Annotated in this window: 22 protein-coding genes; 16 read left to right on the top strand and 6 right to left on the bottom strand. The window is 69.5% G+C overall.

Going from position 1 to position 20,843, the window contains the following annotated elements; all coding sequences use genetic code 11:
• Nucleotides 1-38: 38 nt before the first annotated feature.
• Together O7R11_RS08945 and O7R11_RS08940 are read left to right on the top strand one after the other, a co-directional pair.
• The gene (locus tag O7R11_RS08945; RefSeq protein ID WP_337997163.1) at nt 39-764 is read left to right on the top strand and encodes a hypothetical protein; all 726 of its coding nucleotides are present in this window, start codon (nt 39-41) and stop codon (nt 762-764) included.
• A 429-nt stretch (nt 765-1,193) separates the two neighbouring features.
• On the top strand, nt 1,194-2,432 hold the full coding sequence (locus O7R11_RS08940) for a hypothetical protein (protein WP_337997162.1): 1,239 nt from the start codon (nt 1,194-1,196) through the stop codon (nt 2,430-2,432).
• Here O7R11_RS08940 and O7R11_RS08935 read toward each other — a convergent pair.
• Nucleotides 2,424-3,329, bottom strand: a complete 906-nt coding sequence (locus tag O7R11_RS08935; RefSeq protein ID WP_337997161.1) for a hypothetical protein — start codon at nt 3,327-3,329, stop codon at nt 2,424-2,426. The genes O7R11_RS08940 and O7R11_RS08935 overlap by 9 nt on opposite strands.
• 382 nt (nt 3,330-3,711) lie before the next feature.
• Here O7R11_RS08935 and O7R11_RS08930 point away from each other — a divergent pair, with 382 nt between their 5' ends.
• The 11 genes from O7R11_RS08930 to O7R11_RS08880 all read left to right on the top strand — a co-directional run bounded on the left by O7R11_RS08930 (nt 3,712) and on the right by O7R11_RS08880 (nt 13,390).
• A complete protein-coding gene (locus O7R11_RS08930; protein ID WP_337997160.1) occupies nt 3,712-4,542 on the top strand; it encodes a phage capsid protein in 831 nt (276 codons plus the stop codon).
• Nucleotides 4,543-4,568: 26 nt separating this feature from the next.
• Nucleotides 4,569-4,832, top strand: a complete 264-nt coding sequence (locus O7R11_RS08925) for a hypothetical protein (protein ID WP_337997159.1) — start codon at nt 4,569-4,571, stop codon at nt 4,830-4,832.
• Between the two features lie 63 nt (nt 4,833-4,895).
• Entirely contained in the window at nt 4,896-5,471 is a 576-nt protein-coding gene (locus O7R11_RS08920; protein WP_337997158.1) for a phage connector family protein, read from the top strand.
• Nucleotides 5,468-7,189 carry a phage tail protein gene (locus O7R11_RS08915; RefSeq protein ID WP_337997157.1) on the top strand — a complete coding sequence of 574 codons (1,722 nt, stop codon included), beginning with the start codon at nt 5,468-5,470 and terminating at the stop codon, nt 7,187-7,189. The genes O7R11_RS08920 and O7R11_RS08915 overlap by 4 nt, the downstream gene beginning before the upstream one ends.
• 22 nt (nt 7,190-7,211) lie before the next feature.
• Complete coding sequence (locus tag O7R11_RS08910; protein WP_337997156.1) at nt 7,212-7,664, top strand: hypothetical protein; 453 nt, start codon at nt 7,212-7,214, stop codon at nt 7,662-7,664.
• A gap of 11 nt (nt 7,665-7,675) precedes the next feature.
• Entirely contained in the window at nt 7,676-8,884 is a 1,209-nt protein-coding gene (locus tag O7R11_RS08905; RefSeq protein WP_337997155.1) for a hypothetical protein, read from the top strand.
• Between the two features lie 226 nt (nt 8,885-9,110).
• Nucleotides 9,111-11,018, top strand: a complete 1,908-nt coding sequence (locus tag O7R11_RS08900; protein WP_337997154.1) for a hypothetical protein — start codon at nt 9,111-9,113, stop codon at nt 11,016-11,018.
• Between the two features lie 49 nt (nt 11,019-11,067).
• A complete protein-coding gene (locus tag O7R11_RS08895) occupies nt 11,068-12,396 on the top strand; it encodes a phage baseplate protein (RefSeq protein WP_337997153.1) in 1,329 nt (442 codons plus the stop codon).
• Complete coding sequence (locus O7R11_RS08890) at nt 12,393-12,599, top strand: hypothetical protein (protein ID WP_337997152.1); 207 nt, start codon at nt 12,393-12,395, stop codon at nt 12,597-12,599. The genes O7R11_RS08895 and O7R11_RS08890 overlap by 4 nt, the downstream gene beginning before the upstream one ends.
• Nucleotides 12,590-12,994, top strand: coding sequence for a glycoside hydrolase family protein (locus O7R11_RS08885; protein WP_337997330.1), 405 nt, complete (start codon nt 12,590-12,592; stop codon nt 12,992-12,994). The genes O7R11_RS08890 and O7R11_RS08885 overlap by 10 nt, the downstream gene beginning before the upstream one ends.
• Nucleotides 12,995-12,997: 3 nt before the next feature.
• Nucleotides 12,998-13,390, top strand: a complete 393-nt coding sequence (locus tag O7R11_RS08880; protein WP_337997151.1) for a 3TM-type holin — start codon at nt 12,998-13,000, stop codon at nt 13,388-13,390.
• A gap of 1 nt (nt 13,391) precedes the next feature.
• Here the strand turns inward: O7R11_RS08880 and O7R11_RS08875 are convergent, their stop codons facing one another.
• The 5 genes from O7R11_RS08875 to O7R11_RS08855 form a co-directional block, all read right to left on the bottom strand.
• Nucleotides 13,392-13,823 carry a hypothetical protein gene (locus O7R11_RS08875; protein ID WP_337997150.1) on the bottom strand — a complete coding sequence of 144 codons (432 nt, stop codon included), beginning with the start codon at nt 13,821-13,823 and terminating at the stop codon, nt 13,392-13,394.
• Between the two features lie 158 nt (nt 13,824-13,981).
• The gene (locus tag O7R11_RS08870; protein WP_337997149.1) at nt 13,982-14,374 is read right to left on the bottom strand and encodes a hypothetical protein; all 393 of its coding nucleotides are present in this window, start codon (nt 14,372-14,374) and stop codon (nt 13,982-13,984) included.
• A 172-nt stretch (nt 14,375-14,546) separates the two neighbouring features.
• Nucleotides 14,547-15,953 (bottom strand): type I glutamate--ammonia ligase, encoded by a 1,407-nt coding sequence (gene glnA, locus O7R11_RS08865; RefSeq protein WP_337997148.1) that lies wholly within the window; start codon nt 15,951-15,953, stop codon nt 14,547-14,549.
• Nucleotides 15,954-16,110: 157 nt separating this feature from the next.
• Complete coding sequence (locus tag O7R11_RS08860; RefSeq protein WP_337997147.1) at nt 16,111-16,449, bottom strand: P-II family nitrogen regulator; 339 nt, start codon at nt 16,447-16,449, stop codon at nt 16,111-16,113.
• A gap of 264 nt (nt 16,450-16,713) precedes the next feature.
• Complete coding sequence (locus O7R11_RS08855) at nt 16,714-17,046, bottom strand: ArsR/SmtB family transcription factor (protein WP_337997146.1); 333 nt, start codon at nt 17,044-17,046, stop codon at nt 16,714-16,716.
• 478 nt (nt 17,047-17,524) lie between these two features.
• Here O7R11_RS08855 and O7R11_RS08850 point away from each other — a divergent pair, with 478 nt between their 5' ends.
• The 3 genes from O7R11_RS08850 to O7R11_RS08840 all read left to right on the top strand — a co-directional run bounded on the left by O7R11_RS08850 (nt 17,525) and on the right by O7R11_RS08840 (nt 20,780).
• Nucleotides 17,525-18,535 carry an ABC transporter substrate-binding protein gene (locus tag O7R11_RS08850; protein ID WP_337997145.1) on the top strand — a complete coding sequence of 337 codons (1,011 nt, stop codon included), beginning with the start codon at nt 17,525-17,527 and terminating at the stop codon, nt 18,533-18,535.
• An 84-nt stretch (nt 18,536-18,619) separates the two neighbouring features.
• The gene (locus tag O7R11_RS08845) at nt 18,620-19,477 is read left to right on the top strand and encodes an ABC transporter permease (protein ID WP_337997144.1); all 858 of its coding nucleotides are present in this window, start codon (nt 18,620-18,622) and stop codon (nt 19,475-19,477) included.
• Nucleotides 19,478-19,520: 43 nt separating this feature from the next.
• Nucleotides 19,521-20,780 (top strand): quaternary amine ABC transporter ATP-binding protein, encoded by a 1,260-nt coding sequence (locus tag O7R11_RS08840; protein ID WP_337997143.1) that lies wholly within the window; start codon nt 19,521-19,523, stop codon nt 20,778-20,780.
• Nucleotides 20,781-20,843 lie beyond the last annotated feature (63 nt).

Below are 20,843 nucleotides of genomic sequence, written 5' to 3'. Positions count from 1 at the left end.
CCCCGGCTCTCCCCTTCCGATCACAGGAGAACAACGTCATGACGATGTCCGAAAGCCTGTTGCCCGGCGATGCCGCCGATGCCCCGCGCAGCGTGCGCTACAAGGGGGAGGAAGTGGCGGTGCCCGAAGCCTTCTGGGATGCCGAGGCGGGCCGCCCCAACCTCGGCGCGCTGGTGAAGTCCCATGCCGATCTGCGGCGCAAGCTCTCCGAGGGGCGGCCGCAGCCGCCGGAGAGTTATGCCCTTTCCCTGCCGGAGGAACTCGCCTCCCGCATCTCCCCCGACGAGAACGACCCGCTGGCGCGCCGCGCCATGGACTGGGCGAAGAAGCAGGGTCTGGGGCAGGAGGCGTTCTCCGAACTTGCCGTCCTCTACTACGGCCACCTGGCGGACGGCGCTCTCGACCGCGACTCGGAGATGGAGCGCCTCGCCGAGGCGCTCGGCCCGCGCGCCGGGGCGGAGCTTGCCGGGCTGTCGCGCTGGGTCGGGGATATCCTCGGCGAGAGCATGGGCAAGTCCCCCGAGGTCGCCCAGGCGCTCGATCGCCTCACCGCCACGGCGGACGGCGTGCTGCTGCTCAAGGCGATCCGGGACAAGTTGGGGGAGGCCGGGCTGCCGAGTTCGCGCGGCGGCGCTGCGCCGCGCCTGGATGCCGCCGCCCTGCGCGCGCTGCAATCCTCCGATGCTTATCTCGCGGGCGATCCGGCGGCGCGGCGCACCGTGGCCGAGGGCTGGGCGCGGCTGTTTCCGGAGGATCGGGAGTGAATCCGGCGCAACGCGGGGTCTATTTGCCGCTCTCGGGATGGAACGCCAAGTTGTCTTGCCATGTTCTTGGCATACTCTTGATGTTTTCTTCGTTATTACCGCCAAACTACTGACACAATTGCACAGTAGAGCAGCGACGGGGCCGCCTCTGCGGCCTCATCGATTGCCGAGTGCGTCCGTTTGGGGCCTGCCCCGCGCGGCACGCTTCGACACTGTCCGGCCGCGGAGCCCCACCCCGGAGTCCCAACCCAGCGTTAGGTCACAACCCCGGGGACCGCGGCCGGACAGCTCTTTCCCAGCCCGTTGAAATCTTCCGTTCTCCCTGCCTCCGGCGCGAAAGGCGTTGATTCCGCCGTGCGGACGGGTGAAAGTCGCGGTCTTCGGAGCGCGCCGGGGTCTGGCGCGCCGTGCAGTTTCAAGGGGGTCCGCATGGCGGAACTGATTCCGTCCTTCGCGCGCAAGCGGGAAGTCGCCAACCACGCCGTCTACACCGAGGCGCTTGCCGCCATCGGCAAATTCGTCCAGGCGCTGCCGGAGGAAGGGCGCGAGCGCTTCTTCTGCCTCGTCGCCGACGTGGCGCGCAGCCTCGCCTGGGCAGCCGGGCGGCGCGACTGGGTCTCCCTGCTGGAGCGGATGACCCGCGACGGCCAGGAGGAATACGCCGTCGTGGTCCGCAAGATGGGCCTCGCCGAATCCCTCGAAACCGCGCTGTGGGCGGCGATGCGGGCGCACCCGCAGCCGCTGTTCCGCCATGCGCTCGGCCTGGTGGCGGTGCGGATTCACCTCGGCATCGCCTGGGCCGACCGCAAGGTGCTGCAGGTGCGCGACGCCGCGGGCGCGATGATCCTCGACGCCTTCGACGCGGCGGAGATCTCCCCCACCCAGGCCGCCGACCTCCAGGACGAGGACTTCCGCGTCGGCGGCGCGGCGGAGGAGGCGCAGATCTTCTCGATCCTGCGCGAGACCGCGTTTTCCCGCGGCATGAGCGGCGACGGGCCGTTTTCCGAACCCGGCGCCTGCAACGCGGCGCTGCGCGACGCCTTCGGCCTCGATTTCCTGCCCGGCGCGAAGGTGGACAGCCCCTGCTTCGACATGGTCCTGCGCAACGTCAACGAGACCGGCGTCAAGGGCGCCTACGCCGCCGCGGCCAAGGTGTTCTCCGCGGAGGACGCGGAGGGTGCGCTCGCCCGCCTCGGATTTTCCCTGGCCGACGTCAAGGCGCACGTTTCGGTGCCCGAGACCCTGGCCATCGCCGCCGATCTGTGGGGCTGCCGCCTGGAAGCCCGCACCGCGCCCGAACTCGGCGCGGCGCGGGCGGCGGAGTTGCGCCGCCGCTGCCATGCGGCGTTCGCCTATGGCCGCGCCGCCACGCCCGCCTTCCTGCTGCTGGCGATGCTGGCGGAGGGCCGCTGGCTCGTCCTGGCCGGGGAAGGAGCGGATGGTCCCGCCAAGGCGATCTCCCGGATGCTGGAGGAAGGCGGCAGCTGGCCCTCCATCGTGCCGCCCGAGGGAGTCTCGGTGCGCGCCGCCGACCGCGAGGCGGAGCCCAAGGTCGCCGAACTCATGGAGCGCAACCGCTGGAACGGGCGGCAGTTCAAATGGTACTGGGTGGCGGTGGTCCTGGCGGTGATGGTCTACGGCTGGGCGGTCAGCGTCGGCCTACTCTAGGCTCAGATCCTCCAACCCCTTCAGCACCCCCGGCACGGCATGGGTGAACGCCGTGCCGTAGGGGGTGATCCACGCGCCGGTCCAGGTGATCCAGCCCTCCGGCGGCTCCACCTGCGGCACCGGCGCGGTGCGCGGGTCGGGCAGCGCCGCGGCGATGCCGGTGAGCGCCTTCCACAATTCTTCCTGGGCGATGGAGCCGGGCCGTGGCCACAGGCGGCGCAGGGCCGCCGCGTCCTCCGCCGCGGCGGCGAGCGCGGCGCGCGGATTGCCGCCGCCGCGCACCGCGGAGCGCAGCGCCAGTGCGGTGTCCCACTCGAAGCGCGTCAGCATGCCGATGACGTAGAGCGCCCCCGCCGCCTCGCCGCCGGGGGTCACCGCTTGCGCCAGGGCGCGCCAGATGTCGTAGCGCGCCAGGGGTTCCTGCAGCCACAGGTCCGCCTCGCGCGGATCGCCGGGCAGGGGGGCCTTCTCCTCCAGGCGCTGCAATTGCTCCAGCCGCGCCTGCATGAAGCGCCAGCGCGCGTCCACCGTCTTGACGTAGACGCCGAGCGCCGCGTCCAGCGCCGCGACCGGGGCCTTTTCCGCGGCGCAGGTGGCCCGGTCGGCCTCGCTGCCGAGGCGGGTGGCGTGGCTTTCCAGCCGGGTCTTGAGTTCGGCGAGGCCGTCCTGCGCGCGGGCGAGCTGGCTCCGCCGCTCGGCGTCGCCGCGCGCCCGTGCCGTCTGGCCGACAAGGTGGCTTGCCGAGATCTCGATGCGGTAGAGCCCGACGGCAAGCGCCATGCGGTCGCGCAACAGGGTGCGGCAGGCCGCATCCGCCGCGGCGGCGGGGCCGGGCAGGGCCGCGGCAAGCAGCAGCGGCAGCGCCAGGCGGGCGAAAACGGCGGCGGCGAAACGCATCGGCGGGCTCCTTTTCTGCTCTCGGGCAGCCTCGTCCGCCTGCACCATCCTGTCAACAGGTGCGGCGCAGAGGTTTACATAATACGTATAAGTCATTGATTTAAATAAATAATTATTGACAGGACGGGGGCTTTGCGAGATACTGCACGCATCTTCCGGCGTGCGGCCCATCGCGCAAGTCCGACCCGCCGCCCGGTTTTTCTTCGGCTCGCCGTTTGCCTCGCGCAGGCGGCATCCGCGCTTCGCGCCGTCCGGCATATCACTGGCACAGACCCGGACGTATCGGCCTTCACCGCTCCGCAGATTTTGCGGGGCCTCCGAGGGCGATGCGTCGGTTTGCGCGCGCCCCTCGGGTTTCGGCAACGGAAACGAGGGCTTCTTCATGAGCGTTTCGATTACCCAGGCCTTCATCAAGCAGTACGAGGCCGACGTCCATGTCGCCTATCAGCGCATGGGCGCGAAGCTGCGCAACACGGTGCGGGTGAAGACCAGCACCACCGGCGCGACCACGGTGTTCCAGAAGGTCGGCACCGGCGTCGCCGCCACCAAGACCCGTCACGGCATGGTGCCGGTGATGAACCTGGAGCACACCCAGGTGGAATGCACCCTCGCCGACTACTATGCCGGCGACTGGGTGGACAAGCTGGACGAGGTCAAGACCAACGTCGATGAGCGCAAGACCCTGATCGACGCGGGGGCCTATGCGCTGGGGCGCAAGACCGACGAGATGATCCTCGCCGCCGCGGGCGCCGCCGCCCTCGGCGTCGGCGACTACTCCACCGGCCTGACCAAGGCCCTGCTGCTCTCCGCCTTCGAGAGCCTAAACGGCTCCGACGTGCCCGACGACGGCCAGCGCTTCGGCATCGTCGGTCCGCACCAGTGGAACGAGCTGCTCAACATCGACGAGTTCGCCAGCTCCGACTTCGCCGCCGACGCCTTTCCGTGGCTCAAGGGCACGGAAAGCCGCAAGTGGCTGGGCATCGTCTGGATGATGCACACCGGCCTGCCGCTCGCGGACGGCAACCGCGACTGCTTCCTCTGGCACAAGACCGCGATCGGCCACGCCATCGGCGCGGAGGTCACCTCCGACATCACCTGGCACGGCGACCGCGCCGCCTTCTTCGTCAACAACATGATGAGCCAGGGCGCGGCGCTCATCGACGGCGCGGGGGTGATCAAGATCAAGGTGGACGACACCGCCGAGATCGCCTGACCCCGCAACCGAGAAGGAACCTCATCATGGCTTTCGATCCCAACAAGCTGGAACTCCTCGCGGGCGGCGGCGCGGTGCTGTCGCTGTGGGGCTATGCCTCCGCCGCCGATGCCGCGGCGGCCATCGACGCGGCGGGCTACTTCGACGATGCCGCGGGCGTGCTCAAGGTCGGCGACTGGATTCTCGTCAACGCCGCCGACGGGCGCGGCATCGCGGTGGTCGCCTCCAATGCGGGCGGCTCCGTGGATGTCGCCGACATTCTCGCCGTCGGCGCCGCCGACACCCGCTGATCCCATCGGTCCGGCGGAACGGGGTTTGCCGTTCCGCCGTGGTCCCGCAACGGAGGAACCGAGATGGCCTTGACCGGACTTCAGATGTGCGCCCGCGCGCTCATCGCCATCGGCTGCGAGCCGATCACCAGTTTCGACGACGGCACCGCCGAGGCGGAGGTGGCGGGCATGCTCTACGGCGGGGTGCGCGACGCAATGATCTCCGCCTATCCGTGGAGCTTCGCCACCGCGCAGCGCGCGCTGGCCGAGGTGGCGTCCACGCCGGTCGCCGACTTCGCCCACGCCTACCAGTTGCCCGACGACTTTCTGCGCGCGCTGTCGCTGGGGGCCGCAGGCTCCGCCTCCGGCCGCGGCGTGGCCTACCGCATCCACGAGCGGCGCATCCACACCGATGCCGCGGGCGTGGTGCTGACCTACATCTTCCGTCCCGACAGCCGCACCTTCCCGCCGTTCTTCGACCAGGCGCTGATCGTCCGCCTCGCCGCCGAGTTCTGCCTGCCGCTCACCGAGAACACCGCGCGCAGCGAGTTGCAGGCCAAGCTGGCGCAGGCGGAGTTCGGCCGCGCCAAGTCGATCGACGCGCAGCAGCAGACCCCCAACCGCTTCGAGGATTTCTCGCTTCTGGAGGCACGGCGATGACGGCGCGCGGCTTCTCGGTGCAGACCAATTTTTCCGCCGGGATGCTCGACCCGCATCTCGCGGCGCGGGTGGATGTCTCCGCCTATGCCCAGGGCGGGGCGGACCTCACCAACGTGCTCGGCCTGCCGCACGGCGGCGTCGCCCTGCGCGGCGGGCTCGCCCGTTTCGCCGAGGTGACGGAGGGCGGCGCGGCGGCGCGCCTGGCGAAGTTCGAGTTCTCCACCGAGCAGGTCTACCTGATGGTGGTGCGGCCCCTCGCCATCGACGTCTACCTGCCGGACGGCACGCTCTGCGCCACCGTGGCGACCGCCTATGCGGAGGCGGAGATCGCCGCCCTTGCCTGGGTGCAGAGCCTCGACACCCTGATCCTGGTGCACCCGGAGCACGCGCCCGCCAAGCTGATGCGCGAAGGCTCCCACACGTCGTGGGCGCTCTCCGACATCGCGCTTGCCAATATTCCGCAGCACGATTTCGGCAGCGGCGACGAGGATGTCTGGTCCGCCGCGCGCGGCTGGCCGCGTTCGGTGTTCCTCCACCAGGGGCGGCTCTATTTCGGCGGTTCGAAGTCGCGGCCGCAGACGGTCTGGGGCAGCACCGCCAATTCCTTCTTCGACTTCGCCACCTCCGACGACGCGCTCGACGACGAGGCGGTGGAACTCACCTTCGACAACGACCGCGTCTGCGCGGTGCAGCAGCTCTATGCGCTCAACGACTTCTTCGCCTTCACCAGCGGCGGCCTGTTCGCGCGCACCGAAGGCGACGTGATCACGCCGCAGAGCTTCTTCATGCGCCGCTCCTCCGAGGTGCCCGCCTCGGCGGTGCGCCCGGCGGAGTTGGACGGCTCGGTGATGTTCGTCAAGAACCCGGAGAGCGGCCATTCCTCGGTCTACGAGATCGTCTTCGACTACGAGTCCCAGAGCTACCGCGCCGAGGACGTGGCGCTGCTCTCCGGGCACCTGATGCGCGGCCCCCTCGACATGGCGGCGCGCCTGGGCAACGAGAGCGACAGCGCCAACCACCTCTACGTGGTCAACGGCGGCGATGGAACCGTCGCGGTGCTCAACAGCCGCAAGACCCAGAAGATGACCGGCTGGACCCTGCTCGTCACCGCGGGCGCGGTGCTGCGCGTCGCAGTGGCGGGCGGCGTGCCGTACTTCCTGGTGCGGCGCGAGGTCGCAGGCGCGGAACGTTATTTCATCGAGGCGCTGGAGGCGTCGCGGCGGCTCGATTGCAGCGTGCTGCTGACCGCCGAAGAGCCGACGGAAAGCTGGGGCGGCCTTTCCGCCCTGGAGGGCGCGACGGTGGACCTGATCGGCGACGGCGCGCCTCTCGGCAGCGCGGCGGTGCAGGGCGGCGCGGTCGCCGCGCCCTATCCGGTTTCCGCGCTGGAGGCGGGCTTCGCCTTCGACTGGGCGGTGGAGACCATGCCGGTGACCACCGGCGAGGCGGCGGGCGGCGGGCGGCACCGTATCACCCAGGCGGCGATCCGCCTCTACCGCTCCGCCGGGCTCACCGTCAACGGCCGCCGCCTCAGCGACCGGCGCATCGGCGAAACGCTGCTCGACGCCGCTCTCGCGCCGGTCTCCGGCGTGCGCATCGTGCGCCTGCTCGGCTGGCGGGGCGGCCGCACCGGCAGCGGCGGGGCCACGGTGCGCATCACCGGCACCTCGCGCCTGCCCGCGGCGGTTCTCTCGGTGTGCTCGGAAGTCGCGCAGTAACCACGGAACAAGGAGAACGGACATGGGCATGGTACCGCTGTTGATCGGCGGCGCGGTGGGCGCCGGCGGAACGGCCTTGCTCGGGACGGGCACGCAGAGCGGCATGGCCGCGCAGCAGCTCTCCCTGCAGAAATCCCGCGATGCGCTGGCGCTGGCGGAGCAGGAACGCGCCCGCGAGAAAGAGCTGGAAAACACCCTGTCGCGGCAGAACGCCTGGTTCGCCGCCTCGGGCGCCGACGCCGCCTCCGGCTCGGCGCTCTCCGTCGCCAATGCGGCGGTCTCCGACGCGGAGCACGACCTGGCGATGATCGCCTCCGGCGCAGCGCTGACCGGAGAAGCCCGCGCCCTGCAGGAGCGCGCGCTGGGCGCGAGCAGCACCAGCGGCATCCTGCAGCAGTCGCTGCTGAAGTCCGGGGCGGGGCAGGCGCAGTCGCTGGTGACTTCGGGCCTGAGCCTTTTGTCGCCGTGGAAATGAGGGAGGCGGGGATGACCGGAACCAAGGATATCGACCGCGCCTTCGCGGCGCTGCCGCGCCTGCTGCCGGAAGCGGCGGAACCGCCGCGCCGCGCCCTGGTGGCGGAAGCGGCGATCCGCCTCGACGAAGCGGCGGAGACGGTGCGCCGCGTGATCGCCGATGCGGCGGCGCGGCACGCGGGCGATCCCGCGGCGGCGGCGGATGCGGCGATGCGGGACTATCGGCAACTGGCGCGGTTTTGGCCGCCGGAGCGCAAGCGCGTGCTCGACGGCTATTTCCAGGATCTGCTGGCGCGCACGCGGCGGCAGGCGGAGGCGGCGCTGGAAGACGCGGCGGTGCGTGCGCGGCCGCGCCGCCTGCTGACGCGCCTAGCGGCGGCGGCGGCGGAGGCCTTGGCCACGGCGCGCCGTGGCGACGCCGCGGCGGTGGATGCGGCGTTGCGGCGGGTGTTGCTGCTGCGCGATCTCGCCTGCCGCCTGGGCGCTTTGGATGCCGTCGGCGCGGCTTCTCTCACCGCCGGGTTCGCCGCCGATCTGGCGGAGGCGCAGGTGCGCGGCGAGATCCGCCGTCTTGCCGCCGCCGACCCGCTCGCCGCTTTGGCGCATGCCCTGGCGTTCGCGCCGGAGCTGCCGGAGGCGGAGGCCGCGTTCCTGCGCCGCGCCGCCCTGGCGGAGGCGGAGGATGCCCTGCACGCCGCCGAACGCGGCCGCCTGACGGAAGAAGGATCGGCGGGGATGTGGCGGCGCGCCGCGCAAGGCGGCGAGGCGTTGCGCCTGCTTGCCGCCTATGCGGCGGGCGGTGCGGTTCCGGCCGGGGAGAACCTGCCGGAGCTGGCGGAAACCCTGGCGGAAGCCGCGGCCCGCCGCGGCATGGCCTGGGACGACGCGGACGCCTTGCGCGATCTGTGGGACGGGGTGCATCGCGCCGATCCGTTGGCGGCTGCGGCGGCGGTGGCGGCGGAGGCCGCGGCGGGGCGCATCGGCTGGACCGCGGCATGCCGCCTGCTGGCCGCCGCGGGGGAGGAGATTCTACAGCCGCTGGCGGTGCGGACCGCCGCATGGACGGAGAGCCTGGGCGCGGCGGCGGAAACGGACTTTGCGTTGCCGCCCTGCCTCGCGCATGCGGAGGCAGTGGGCGCGGCGATGTTGCAGGCATGGAAGAATAACGACAGAGAACCTCTGGAAGATCGTCAGGTCAAGAAAACGGAACAGGGTAGGTAGAAGTGGAGTCCGTGCCGGCATGCATACACGCAAAGATAAAATGGAAGATATATTTATCAATTATTAAATGAAAAATTGGTTGTTTTACCAACGCTACAACTTCGGATCGATATGGACTTGCGAAAATAGGTTGTATGTGTGTCGAATAGCACGTAATGCTAGATAAAATTTCCGGATAACACTCCAAAGGCGAGTATGCGCGCCGGAGACAGGAAAAGAGGTGAGGATGATGGTGGCCAGTGAGGATCGGCGTCTGTGGCGCGATTGCGGCCTCGACGGCGTGCGCGGCGTCGAGGATCTGGACGAGGCCGTGGAGGCGGCGCTCGGCGGTTGCGCCGTGGCGGCGGCGGACGCGCCGGAGCGCCTGGCCGCGCTGTTCGGCCTCAGCGCTGCGGCGCTCGAACGGCGGACCGGGGTTCCGGTCGCGCCCGAGGTGGCGGCGGCGCGCCATGGGCTGATCGCCGCGGCGTTGGCGCAATGCCGCGCCGCGGCGGAAGCGCCGCAGGAGGGCGCGGGCCTGCGCCATGCCCTGGCAGTGTGTGCCGCATTGCAGCACGAGACCCTGGGCGAGACGCAGGCGAGCGAGGCGGCGCTGGCGCGCCGGGAGGCGGCGGAGCCCGCGCCGGAGCTGCCGGCGCGGGCGTTGCGCCGGGCATTGCCGTGCGGCGAGCGCATCGCCCTGGCGGCGGTGCGTGCGCTGGCCGCCGCGGAGACCGCGGCGGACCTGGACCTCCGTCTCGCCTGTGCGGACCTGCCCTTGCCGGATGCCCTGCCGCTGCCCGCGGCGGATGCGGCGGATGCGGCGGCGGCCACCGCGCGGGCGGTGCTGGGGGCGCTTATCGACATCCTGGCGCTGGCCGACCGCGGCGGCGAGACCGTTCCCCCCGCCACGGCGGACCGCGGCTGCGTTGCGGCCGCGGCGCGCGCCCTGGCGGCCCGCGGGGCCTTTCCGTTCGCCGCCGGGGCGGCGGCGCAGCGTCTCGCGGCGCAAGGCGGGGCGTTGCACGACGGGGTGCTTGCGGGGGCTGCCGACGCGGCGGGGCGGGCGGCCTGGCGCGCGCTCGCCGCGCGGCCGGAATTCCGCGTCGCCGCGCCCCTGGTGCTCGCCCCGGCGCACATCGCCTGGCGTATCGGCGGCGCGCTGGAAACCGGGCGTCTCGCCGCGCCGGTGCGCTCCGCCCTGCGGCGTGGCGGCGCGGCGCGGGCCGAGGCGGTGCGCGGCCTGCGTGCCGCCTCGGCGGTGCTGGCGGCGCTCGCCTGCCTTGCCGACGCGGGGCTGATCACCGGGCGGCTGCCCGAGGATCCCGCGGCGCGCGCCGCCTTCGCCGCCGACGGCCGCAGCGCCGACAGCATCGGGCGCGGGCAGGCCGCGCGGCGTTTCGACCGCGGCACCGCCTTCGGCGCGCTGCTCGGCCTCGCCGCCGATACCGCGACCCTGCTCGCCTATCGCCGCGGCGTTACGCCCGCGGTTTCGGGAACGGTGCCGCTGGATTGGCTGCTCGCGCCGCCCGCCGACGACGCGCCGCTCGACCTGGCGGCGGCGGCGGCGATCTGCGCCCTGCCGCTGCTCGACCGGCGGGTGGTGCGCGGTCTCGGCGGCGTGGTGCGCGCTCTGGTTCTGCCGCAGGGGGAGGCGGCTCTGCCCGGGACTTTGCCGGGGCCGCTCGCCGCGCCCTTGCCGGAGGCCTGGACCCGCCTGTTCGGACGTCTGTGGGCGGAGACCGCCGGGCTTTCCGCCGCGGCGGGGCCGCGCGTCAACCTGTGGGGCGAGCCGGTGGGCCGCCCGGACGGCGGCTTTTCCGCCTGGCGCAGCCCGGCGCACGATGCGGCGGGCGGGCTTTCCGCCTGTGGGCGGCTGCTGCGCGATCTCGGGCAGCCGGTGGCGATGCCGCCGCGCGGCGCGGCGCAGGGGGAGGCCGCCTACCGGCGGCACGCGGCGGCGGCGGGTGCAGCCTTCCGTTCCGAAGTGGAGGCCATCCTGGAGGGCGGGCACGCCCTTTCCCCGGCGTTCGCGGCAGGGGGCGACCCCGAGTTGCAGCGCCTGATCCTGCGCCGCCTCGCGGCGCAGGCCGCCGACGCGGCGCGCCGCACGCTGCCCCCGGCGGCGGGGGAAGGACTGTTGCGTCTGGCTTGATCCGTTTTCACCAGAAAGGCGCATCTGCGCCGCACGAGGACCGCACGACATGACCGAACACATCACCATCGGCGACATCCGCCCGCGCATCCAGTACACCGCCGACGGCGCGGTGACCGACTTCACCTTTCCGTTCCCGGTCTTCGCGGACGGCGACCTTCTGGTCTACCTGGGCGACACCCTGCAAACCTCGGGCTACACGGTTTCCGGCGCCGGGGAGAGTGCGGGCGGCACGGCGGTCTTTGCCGCCGCGCCCGCCGCCGGAACCGTCGTCACCCTGACGCGCATGGTTCCCGAGGAGCGCACCACCGACTTCCAGGAGGGCGGGGCCTTCCGCGCCACGGTGATCAACGAGGAGCTGGACCGTATCGTCTGCATGGTGCAGCAACTGCGGGAGGACATCTCCAGGTCCGTGGTGCGCCCCGTCGCCTCCACCTCCACGGCCTCCCTCGCGCTGCCGGACCCGGCGGCGGGCAAGGCGCTGAAATGGAACGCGGCGGGCGACGCCTTGGCCAACAGCGCCTACGACCCGGATGCGGCACAGGCCGAAGCATCCGTCGCCCGCGATGCGGCGCTGGCCGCGCGCTCCGCCGCCGAGGCGGCGCGCGACACGGCGTCCGTCAGCGCCGCCTCCGCGGCGGAGGCGGCGGCGGGACAGGTTTCCACCCTGCTCGCCGGGTACGTCGCCGACGCGATGGACGCGGCGGTTCTGGCGGAGGAGGCGCGCGATGCCACGCTCGATGCCTTCGACAGCTTCGACGACCGTTATCTCGGGGCCAAGGATGCGGACCCGTCGGCGGACAACGACGGCGACACGCTGACCGCGGGAGCGCTCTATTTCAATTCCGCCGCGGGGGCGATGCGGCTGTGGACCGGCAGCGCCTGGGTCGCTGCCTACGTGCAGGGCGGCGACTTCATCGAGAAGGACCGCGCCTGGCCGATCGGTTCCATCTACGTCAATGCGGCCAATGCGACCAGTCCGGCGGTGCTGCTGGGGTTCGGCACCTGGGAGGCGATCGGCCAGGGGCGCGTTCTGATCGGCGTCGGCACCGGCAGCGATGGCACGGCCAGCAGGACGGTGGCAGCCGGGGAAACCGGGGGCGAATACGCTCATGCGCTGACCGAGGCCGAGAACGGGCCGCACGCGCACGCGGGAACGGCGGCGAGCGCGGGCGCGCATAGCCATACCCTCCCGATTTATGCCGGTGGCGAAGGGAGTACGGGCACTACCGTTTACGGCAGCAGTTCCAGCCCGTTCAGCACCTCTTCCGCGGGGGCGCACACCCACGCCCTGACCATCGAGACCTCCGGCTCCGGCGCCGCGCACAACAACGCCCAGCCCTACCTCGGCGTCTACATGTGGGTGAGGACGGCATGAGCAAGGAGAACCTGACCGATATCGGCATCGGCGGCGGCGCGCTCACCGTGCCGCTGTGGGTGCATCAGTTGGAGGCGTGGGCGCAGGCCTTCGTGCTGATCGGCGGCGCGGTGCTGCTGGCGCTGCGCCTGCTGCTGGCGCTCAAGGCGCTGCGTGCGCGCCGCGATGAAGACGAGGAGGGCGGGCCGTGGACATGCATTTGATGAAGCGGGAACTGGTGCGGGACGAGGGCCTGCGGCTTGCGCCCTACCGCTGCACCGCGGGGCGGCTCACCATCGGCGTCGGACGCAACCTCGACGACATGGGAATCACCGCGGAGGAGGCGGACTATCTGCTGGAAAACGATATCGGCCGCGCCATGGCCGATCTCGACCGTGCGCTGCCGTGGTGGCGCGGCCTCTCCGAGGCGCGGCAGCGGGCGCTCGCCAACATGTGCTTCAACCTCGGCGTCGCGCGCCTGATGCGCTTCGAGGGGATGCTTGCGGACCTGGAGGCCGGGGACAACGAGGGCGCGGCGCGCGAGGCGATGGACAGCGCCTGGGCGCGCCAGGTGGGGCCGCGCGCGCGCCGCATCGCCGCGATGCTGGCGGAGGGCTAGACCATGGCCTTCGGCATCGACGATGCGATCGCGGCGGGATTGAAGATCATCGACAAGTTCGTGCCCGACCCGGCGGCGAAAACGCAAGCGGAAGCGGATTTGCGCGCCTCCCTGATGGCGTGGGACCAGGGTCAGGCGGCGACCAACACCGCGGAGGCGCAAAGCGGCAACTGGTTCGTCGCCGGGTGGCGGCCGTGGATCGGCTGGGTGTGCGGGCTGGCGCTCGGCGTGCAGTTCGTCGTCGGGCCGCTTGCGGTGTGGGCCTTCGACATGGCCGGGCACCCGATCCAGGCGCCGCCCGCGCTCGACGACATGCTGTGGGAGCTGATGTTCGGCATGCTCGGCCTCGGCGGCCTGCGCACCTTCGAGAAGATCAAGGGGGTGGCGCGGAAGTAGCTCAGGCGGCCGTGGCGGTGGGCGTGGACGCGGCCGAAGCGGCGGATGCCGCCGCCGTGGCGGTGGGCGTCTCCGTGGTGGAGGAGGGGGTCTGCCCCGCCTGCCATTCGAGGTAGGAGACCTTGCCGTCGCGGTTGGTGTCCAGCGGGTCGAAATAGAAACTGTGCTGCGCCGCGCCGGTGGAGGAAAAAGCGGACGATTCCTGCGCGGAGAGCAGGGTGTTGGCGGTTTCGGGGGCGAAGCGGCTGCCCAGGCCGTCGCTCCAGGACTGCCCGTCGCCGGACTCATCGGCGAGCCGGTGGGAGGGTTGCGCCTGCGCGGTCTGCGCGGCGTTTTCGGCGCGCGTGGAAGTTTCGGTGCGCAGCCAGGAGGCCGTCTGCACCAGCAGATCGGTGGAGGAGTATGCGACGCTCGATGCGGCGTTTATGGGCATAACGAACGCCTCCACCGCTCCGGCCTATCCGGGAGTTCGGAGCGAACAGGAAAAGGCTCTCGCTTTCCGGTGGGCGTTGCCGCCGCTGCTCAGCGGCGGCCGCCCGTGCTGCCCGCCAGGGAGACCGTGTTCACGGCGTCGGTCCCGGATGCCGCCGCCTAGGCGGTCGCCTCGTCGCGGTTCAGCCACTCGACGAAGGATACCATACCATCGCCGTTGGTGTCCAATCGGTTGTTTTTGTCCTCGTCAGACGACTCCCGGGTGTTTTCCGGCGCGGTTTCGGCGGCGGCGGCGGCTCCGGTCCGCGGCGGGGCGGGCAGGCTTTCCTGCGCGTCGAGCACGGTGAGCGCGCTCTCCGGCGAGAAGCGGTCGCCGAAGTTCATGTAGGGATTGGCGGAGTCCCGGCGAGAGGCCGTGGCGGAGGCGGTCCGGGCGGAGGGTTGGCCCGGCTGCTCCCGGTCCTTGGGATCGCCGCTGATTTCCGCGGCGGGTTTGACCTCCAGCGAGGAGGCCGAAAGCGAAGTGTCATCAAACGCGACGCCTGGGATCATGATTCTCTCCTCAGGTTGGCACCGCATGCGGTGCCGCGCTCTGCGCGAAGGGCCCCCGTTCGAGAGGCCGCTGTACATGATACGGAGGAGAGGCAGGATTACTGGCGCAGCGGCAATGAAAAAAGGGACCGGCATCCGCCGGTCCCTCGATGATCTGTCCTGTCCGCAAGACTTAGGCGGAGTAGTACATCTCGAATTCCACCGGGTGCGGGGTGTGCTCGAAGTGGAACACCTCTTCCCAACGCAGCGCGATGTAGCCTTCGATCATATCCTGGGTGAACACGTCGCCCTTCTTCAGGAAGTCGCAGTCGGCTTCCAGGGAGAGCAGCGCCTCGCGCAGCGAGCCGCACACCGTCGGGATGCCCTTCAGCTCTTCCGGCGGCAGGTCGTAGAGGTCCTTGTCCATCGGATCGCCGGGGTGGATCTTGTTCTGGATGCCGTCCAGGCCCGCCATCATCATCGCGGTGAAGGCGAGGTAGGGGTTGGCGGTGGCATCCGGGAAGCGGATCTCGATGCGCTTGCCCTTCGGGCTGGTGGCGAACGGGATGCGGCAGGAGGCGGAGCGGTTGCGCGCCGAGTAGGCGAGCAGCACCGGGGCCTCGAAGCCCGGGATCAGGCGCTTGTAGGAGTTGGTGGTCGGGTTGGTGAACGCGTTCAGCGCCTTGGCGTGCTTCATGATGCCGCCGATGTAGTAGAGCGCCATCTCGGAGAGATCGGCATAGCCCGAACCGGCGAACAGCGGCTTGCCGTCTTTCCACAGCGACTGGTGGCAGTGCATGCCCGAGCCGTTGTCGCCGATGATCGGCTTCGGCATGAAGGTCGCGGTCTTGCCGTAGGAGTGCGCCACCATGTGCACGACGTACTTGTAGATCTGCATCTGGTCGGCGGCGGCGAGCAGCTTGTCGAACTTGCAGCCGAGTTCGTGCTGGGCGGTCGCCACCTCGTGGTGGTGCTTCTCGACCGGCAGGCCCATCTCGCCCATCACGGTGAGCATTTCGGCGCGCATGTCGGAGCCCGAGTCCACCGGCGGAACCGGGAAATAGCCGCCCTTGACGCGCGGACGGTGGCCGGTGTTGCCTTCCTCGTACACCTTGCCGGTGTTGTAGGCGCCTTCCATCGAATCGACTTCATAGCCGATCTTGTTCATCTTCACGTCGAAGCGCACGTCGTCGAAGACGAAGAACTCGGCTTCCGGACCGAAGAAGCAGGTGTCGGCGAGGCCGGTGGAGGCGAGGTAGGCGAGGCCCTTCTTCGCCACGCCGCGCGGGTCGCGGCCGTAGGGCAGGCCCGAGGCCGGCTCCAGCACGTCGCAGACCAGGATCAACTGCGGCTGCGCCGAAAACGGATCCATGACCGCGGTGGAGAGATCGGGCATCAGGTTCATGTCGGATTCGTTGATCGACTTCCAACCGGCGATGGAGGAGCCATCGAACATGATGCCTTCGGTCAGCATGTCTTCGTCCACGGTGGAGACATGCTGCGCGGTGTGCTGCCACTTGCCGCGGGGATCGGTGAAGCGGAAATCGACGTACTGAACGTCGTTTTCCTGAATCATCTTGAGGACGTTTTCAACGGACATGGTGCTTCCCTCGTGAAGTGCCGTTTACGCGATAAAAAGTTTCTGCGGCTGCCGCTCCCTGCCTGCGCGTGCCTTGGCGGGTGCGGAGCCGCCGCTTGTCTTTCCAAGGCCCGAAACGGATCGCGCGCCGGTGCCGCGCGCGGGGGATCGGCGACTCCTATATGGCTTCGGCGCCGGTTTCGCCAGTCCTAATTCGGATCGCCTCCTCCACCGAGGAGACGAAAATCTTGCCGTCGCCGATGCGGCCGGTCTGCGCGGCGGATTGGATGGCCTCTACCGCGCGCTCCACCTGGCCGTCCTCGACCACCAGCTCGACCTTCACTTTCGGCAGGAAATCGACGACGTACTCGGCGCCGCGGTAAAGCTCGGTGTGTCCCTTCTGGCGGCCGAAGCCTTTGGCTTCGATCACCGTCATGCCCTGCAGGCCGATGTCGTGCAGGGCTTCCTTCACTTCGTCGAGCTTGAAGGGCTTGATGATGGCTTCGATCTTCTTCATGGAGATCCGGTACTCCGGTTCGAGTGCTCCGGGTGGAGGGCGTTACGGGGTCCACGCCGGGGTCGGCGGCGTGCCGCGAACGGCCTTCCGCGCCCCCTTGGCGGGCCTGACTGACGGAGCACACAGTTTGCACGAGTCATGCCAATCCGGCGATTCCGGCAGGCCCCTCGTTCGCGCGGGTTTCGGGGCGCCGGGGGACGGGGACGGCATGGGCGAGTGGCTAATGATTTAGCATACTGCCGAAAGTTTGGTCAAAGCCGCTGATCAGATGTTGGGCAGTTCGCACTGTGCGCCCGGCAGGACCGTCATCTCTTCGAGGAAAACCGCAAGTTCGTGCAGGCGCTCCGCCTCCAGTGTGTTGCGGATTTCCCGCCCGTGGCGGGTTTGCCGCACCAGTCCGGAGCACACCAGGATGCCGAGATGGTGGTTGAGGGTCGAGGCAGGCATGCCGAGCAGCGCCTGCAATTCGCCGACGTTGAGTCCGCGCGCCGCCGCGGCGATGTGGCGGAAGGCGATAAGACGCATCGGGTTGCCCAGCGCGGCGAGCGCCGCGGCCGCCGTGGAGCCGGTGAAGGGGGTGGGGAAGGTGTCGCGCATCGGGGTCCTTTCTCGAAGGGCGATTGATCTATCGTGTCCCGTCGGGATGTTCAAGCCTTCTTCGTTCGGGGGGCGGTCCGTTCATGAAAAATTCCGTCATACAGAATTCAGGGGTGGTCATGAAAGTCGAAGCATCGTATCTTTGCCGGGCAATATGGCATTGATGCATTGCACTCTGGCATCGTCCCTGTCTCCGCTCAGTGCAATCCGACAGGGAAGTCGAGGGTGAATCCGTCGAGTTTTGTTTTGCGGATTCAAATACTGGTAAGTCTGTCGAGGTAATTCTCGTTTGATGCTGGGCTTATGAGTCCAGATGTCTCGTTATGGCTTTGCCGGCTTACCGCCTCGCGTCGGGTTCGTGCCAGCGAACCCGGTGCCTCTCGATGCTCCGCCGCCGGAGCCGCGCAGCGTTTCCGCCCCATCGGGCGGCGGCGTGGATTCGGATGAGGACGACAGACACCATCGAAGGAGACCACCGATGAATTTTCGCACGATTCTTTCCGCCACGGCCTTGGGGAGCGCCTGTCTGCTGCCGCTGCCCGCCCTTGCGGCGCCGGCCTGCGAGCTCGGACGCCCCGTGGTCTTCGGCGGGCTGGACTGGGATTCCAACGCCTTCCACGACGCCGTGGCGCGCTTCATCCTGGAAAAAGGTTACGGCTGCAAGACCGAAGAGATCCCCGGCAGCACCATTCCGCTGCTGAACGGCATGGCGCGCGGCGACATCGACATCACCATGGAGATGTGGGTGGACAACGTGCGCGACGCCTGGGACCCGCTGGAGAAGGCGGGCAAGGTGCAACTGGTGGGGATCAACTTCCCCGATGCGGTGCAGGGCTGGTTCGTGCCGCGCTATCTGGTGGAAGGGCCGGACGCCAAGGCCAAGGGTCTGAAGTCGGTGTCCGACCTGCCGAAGTACAAGGCGGTGTTCAAGGATCCGGAAGAGCCGGACAAGGGCCGCTTCTACAACGGCATCGCGGGCTGGGGCGCCGAGGTGGTGAGCACCAAGAAGCTCGCGGCCTACAAGCTGGAAAAGGACTTCACCAACTTCCGCCCCGGCACCGGCGCGGCGCTCGCCTCCGCCATCGCCTCGGCCTATGCCCGCAAGAAGCCGATCCTCTACTACTATTGGGGGCCGACCTGGGTGATGGGCAAGTATGACGGCGTGATGTTGCAGGAGCCGGCCTACGACAAGGCGACCTGGGACAAGATGATGGCCGAGAAGAACCCCACCGTGGCCACCGCCTTCCCGCTGATGAAGGTCTATACCGCGGTCAATTCCGGCTTCGCCAAGAAGGCCCCGAACATCATGGCGTTCCTCGCCAAGTACCGCACCAGCAACGCCCTGGTCTCCAAGGCGCTGGCGCTGATGCAGGACAGGAAGGGCTCCACCGCGGCGGACGCCGCCAAGGAGTTCCTCAAGACCGAGGCCAAGGTTTGGGCCGCCTGGGTTCCCGCCGACGTGGCGGCCCGGGTGAAAGCCGCGTTGTAAGAAGTTTAAGGGCATCCGCACCGCGCGCCGCGCCTCCGCTGAGGCTGCGGCGCGTGGGCGTGCCCGCCGCAGGGGACTGAACGCATGGATGTGTTTTTCAATATCGGCCCTCCCGTCGCCGCCGCGGTGAACGACGCCATCGACTGGATGGTGATCACCTATGGCGACGCCTTCGAAAGTTTTTCCAACGGCGTGCTCACCGTGCTGGTGGCGCTGGAGCATGCCCTGCGCGCCATGCCGCCGTGGCTTTTGATCGGCGCCATCGGCGTCATCGCCTTCCTCGCCTCGCGGCGCTGGGTGTTGAGCCTCGGCCTTTCCGCCGCGACTTATGGCATCGGTTGCCTGGGGGTGTGGGGGCAGGCGATGCAGACCATCGCGATCATGAGCGTCGCGGTGGGGATTTCGGTGATGCTCGGGCTGCCGATCGGCATTGCGATGTCGCGTTCGCCGCGGCTGCGTGCGGTGCTTCTGCCGTTTCTCGACCTGATGCAGACGATCCCGAGCTTCGTCTACCTGATTCCCGCGGCGATGCTGTTCGGCCTCGGCAAGGTGCCGGCGATCCTCGCCACGGTGATCTACGCCATGCCGCCCCTGGTGCGCCTGACCGACCTCGGCATCCGCCTGGTCGATGCCGAGGTGCTGGAGGCGGCCCGCGCCTTCGGCGCGACGCGCTGGCAGATGCTGCGCGGCGTGCAGTTGCCTCTGGCGCTCCCCAACATCATGCAGGGGATCAACCAGACCCTGATGATGGCGTTGGCCATGGTGGTGATCGCCTCGATGATCGGCGCGCGCGGCCTGGGCGAGGCGGTGCTCCTCGGCCTGCAACGCAACGACAGCGGCCAGGGCGCCATCGGCGGCATCGCCATCGTCGCGCTCGCCATCGTCTTCGACCGCATCACCCAGGCCCTGGGCATGCGGTTGCAACGGCACCGCGCGCGCTGAGACGCGCGGCAGCAAGAAAAACAAGGAAAGAGGACCGCCGCACATGGCGCTGATCGAAGTCAGAAACGTTTCCAAAATCTTCGGGCCCCGCCCGAAGAGCGTTCTGCCGCTGCTCGAGGCGGGGCGCAGCAAGACCGAAATTCTTGCCGAGACCGGCCACGGCGTCGGCCTGCGCAACATCAACCTCGATATCGAGGCGGGGCAGATCTTCGTGGTGATGGGGCTTTCCGGCTCCGGCAAGTCCACCCTGATCCGCCACCTCAACCGCCTGATCGACCCCACGGCGGGGGAGATTCTCTACGAGGGCGAGGACATCCTCGGCTACGACAAGAACCAGTTGATCGCCTTCCGCCGCAAGAAGATGAGCATGGTGTTCCAGCGCTTCGGCCTGATGCCGCACTGGACGGTGCTGGAGAACGTCGCCTTCGGCCTCAAGGTGCAGGGGGTGGCGCGCGCAATGCGCCGCGAGCGCGCCGCCGAGTGGCTGGATGCGGTGGGCCTGGCGGGCTATGAGGACAGCTATCCGGAGGAGCTTTCCGGCGGCATGCAGCAGCGCGTCGGCCTGGCCCGCGCGCTGTGCACCGATGCCGAGGTGCTGCTGATGGACGAGGCGTTCAGCGCGCTCGACCCGCTGATCCGCTCCGAGATGCAGGACCAGCTCACCGCCCTGCAGGCGCGCCTGCACAAGACCATCGTGTTCATCACCCACGACCTCGACGAGGCGCTGCGCCTCGGCGACATGATCGCCATCCTCAAGGACGGCGAACTGGTGCAGGCCGGGCCGCCCGCGGAAATTCTGCTGCGCCCCGCCGACGCCTACGTCGAATCCTTCGTGCGCGACGTCAACCGGGTGCGCGTGCTCACCGCCGATACGGTGATGAAGCCGCCGCGCCTGCGCATCACCACCGAGAACATGGACGAGGCGCTGCGCCAGATGCGCGCCAGCCCGCACGACTTCGCCTACGTGAAGGTGAGGGACGGCGATGAGGAGCGCTATGGCGTGGTGACGCAGGCGGCGCTGGAGGAGGCGCGGCGGTCGCGCGCGAGCCTGCGCGACATCATGTGCGAGTTGCCGTCGATTCCGCTTTCCGCGCCGGTGGAGGATATTCTGGCGGTGGCGTTGCAGGCGGATTTTCCGGTGCCGGTGATCAACGACGCGGGCGAGATCAAGGGCGTGGTGACCAAGAAGGCGGTGATCGGGGTGATCTCCGACCAGGCGGAGGCGCGCGCCGCGCGCGCCGAGGAAGCGCTGTCGCCGGAGGAAGAGACGCCTCCGGAGGAAGAGCCGCCGCCGCAGGCTTAAAAAAGGCCCCGCCGCTGGGCAGAGACGGCGGGGCCATACGGACGTGGGGGGGGGGGGGGGGGG

Source organism: Oleispirillum naphthae (genome assembly GCA_027864655.1).
Taxonomy (GTDB): Bacteria; Pseudomonadota; Alphaproteobacteria; order Rhodospirillales; family Rhodospirillaceae; genus Oleispirillum; species Oleispirillum naphthae.
Note: the sequence above shows the minus strand (reverse complement) of the source record. Positions and strands in the feature narration are given on the sequence as shown.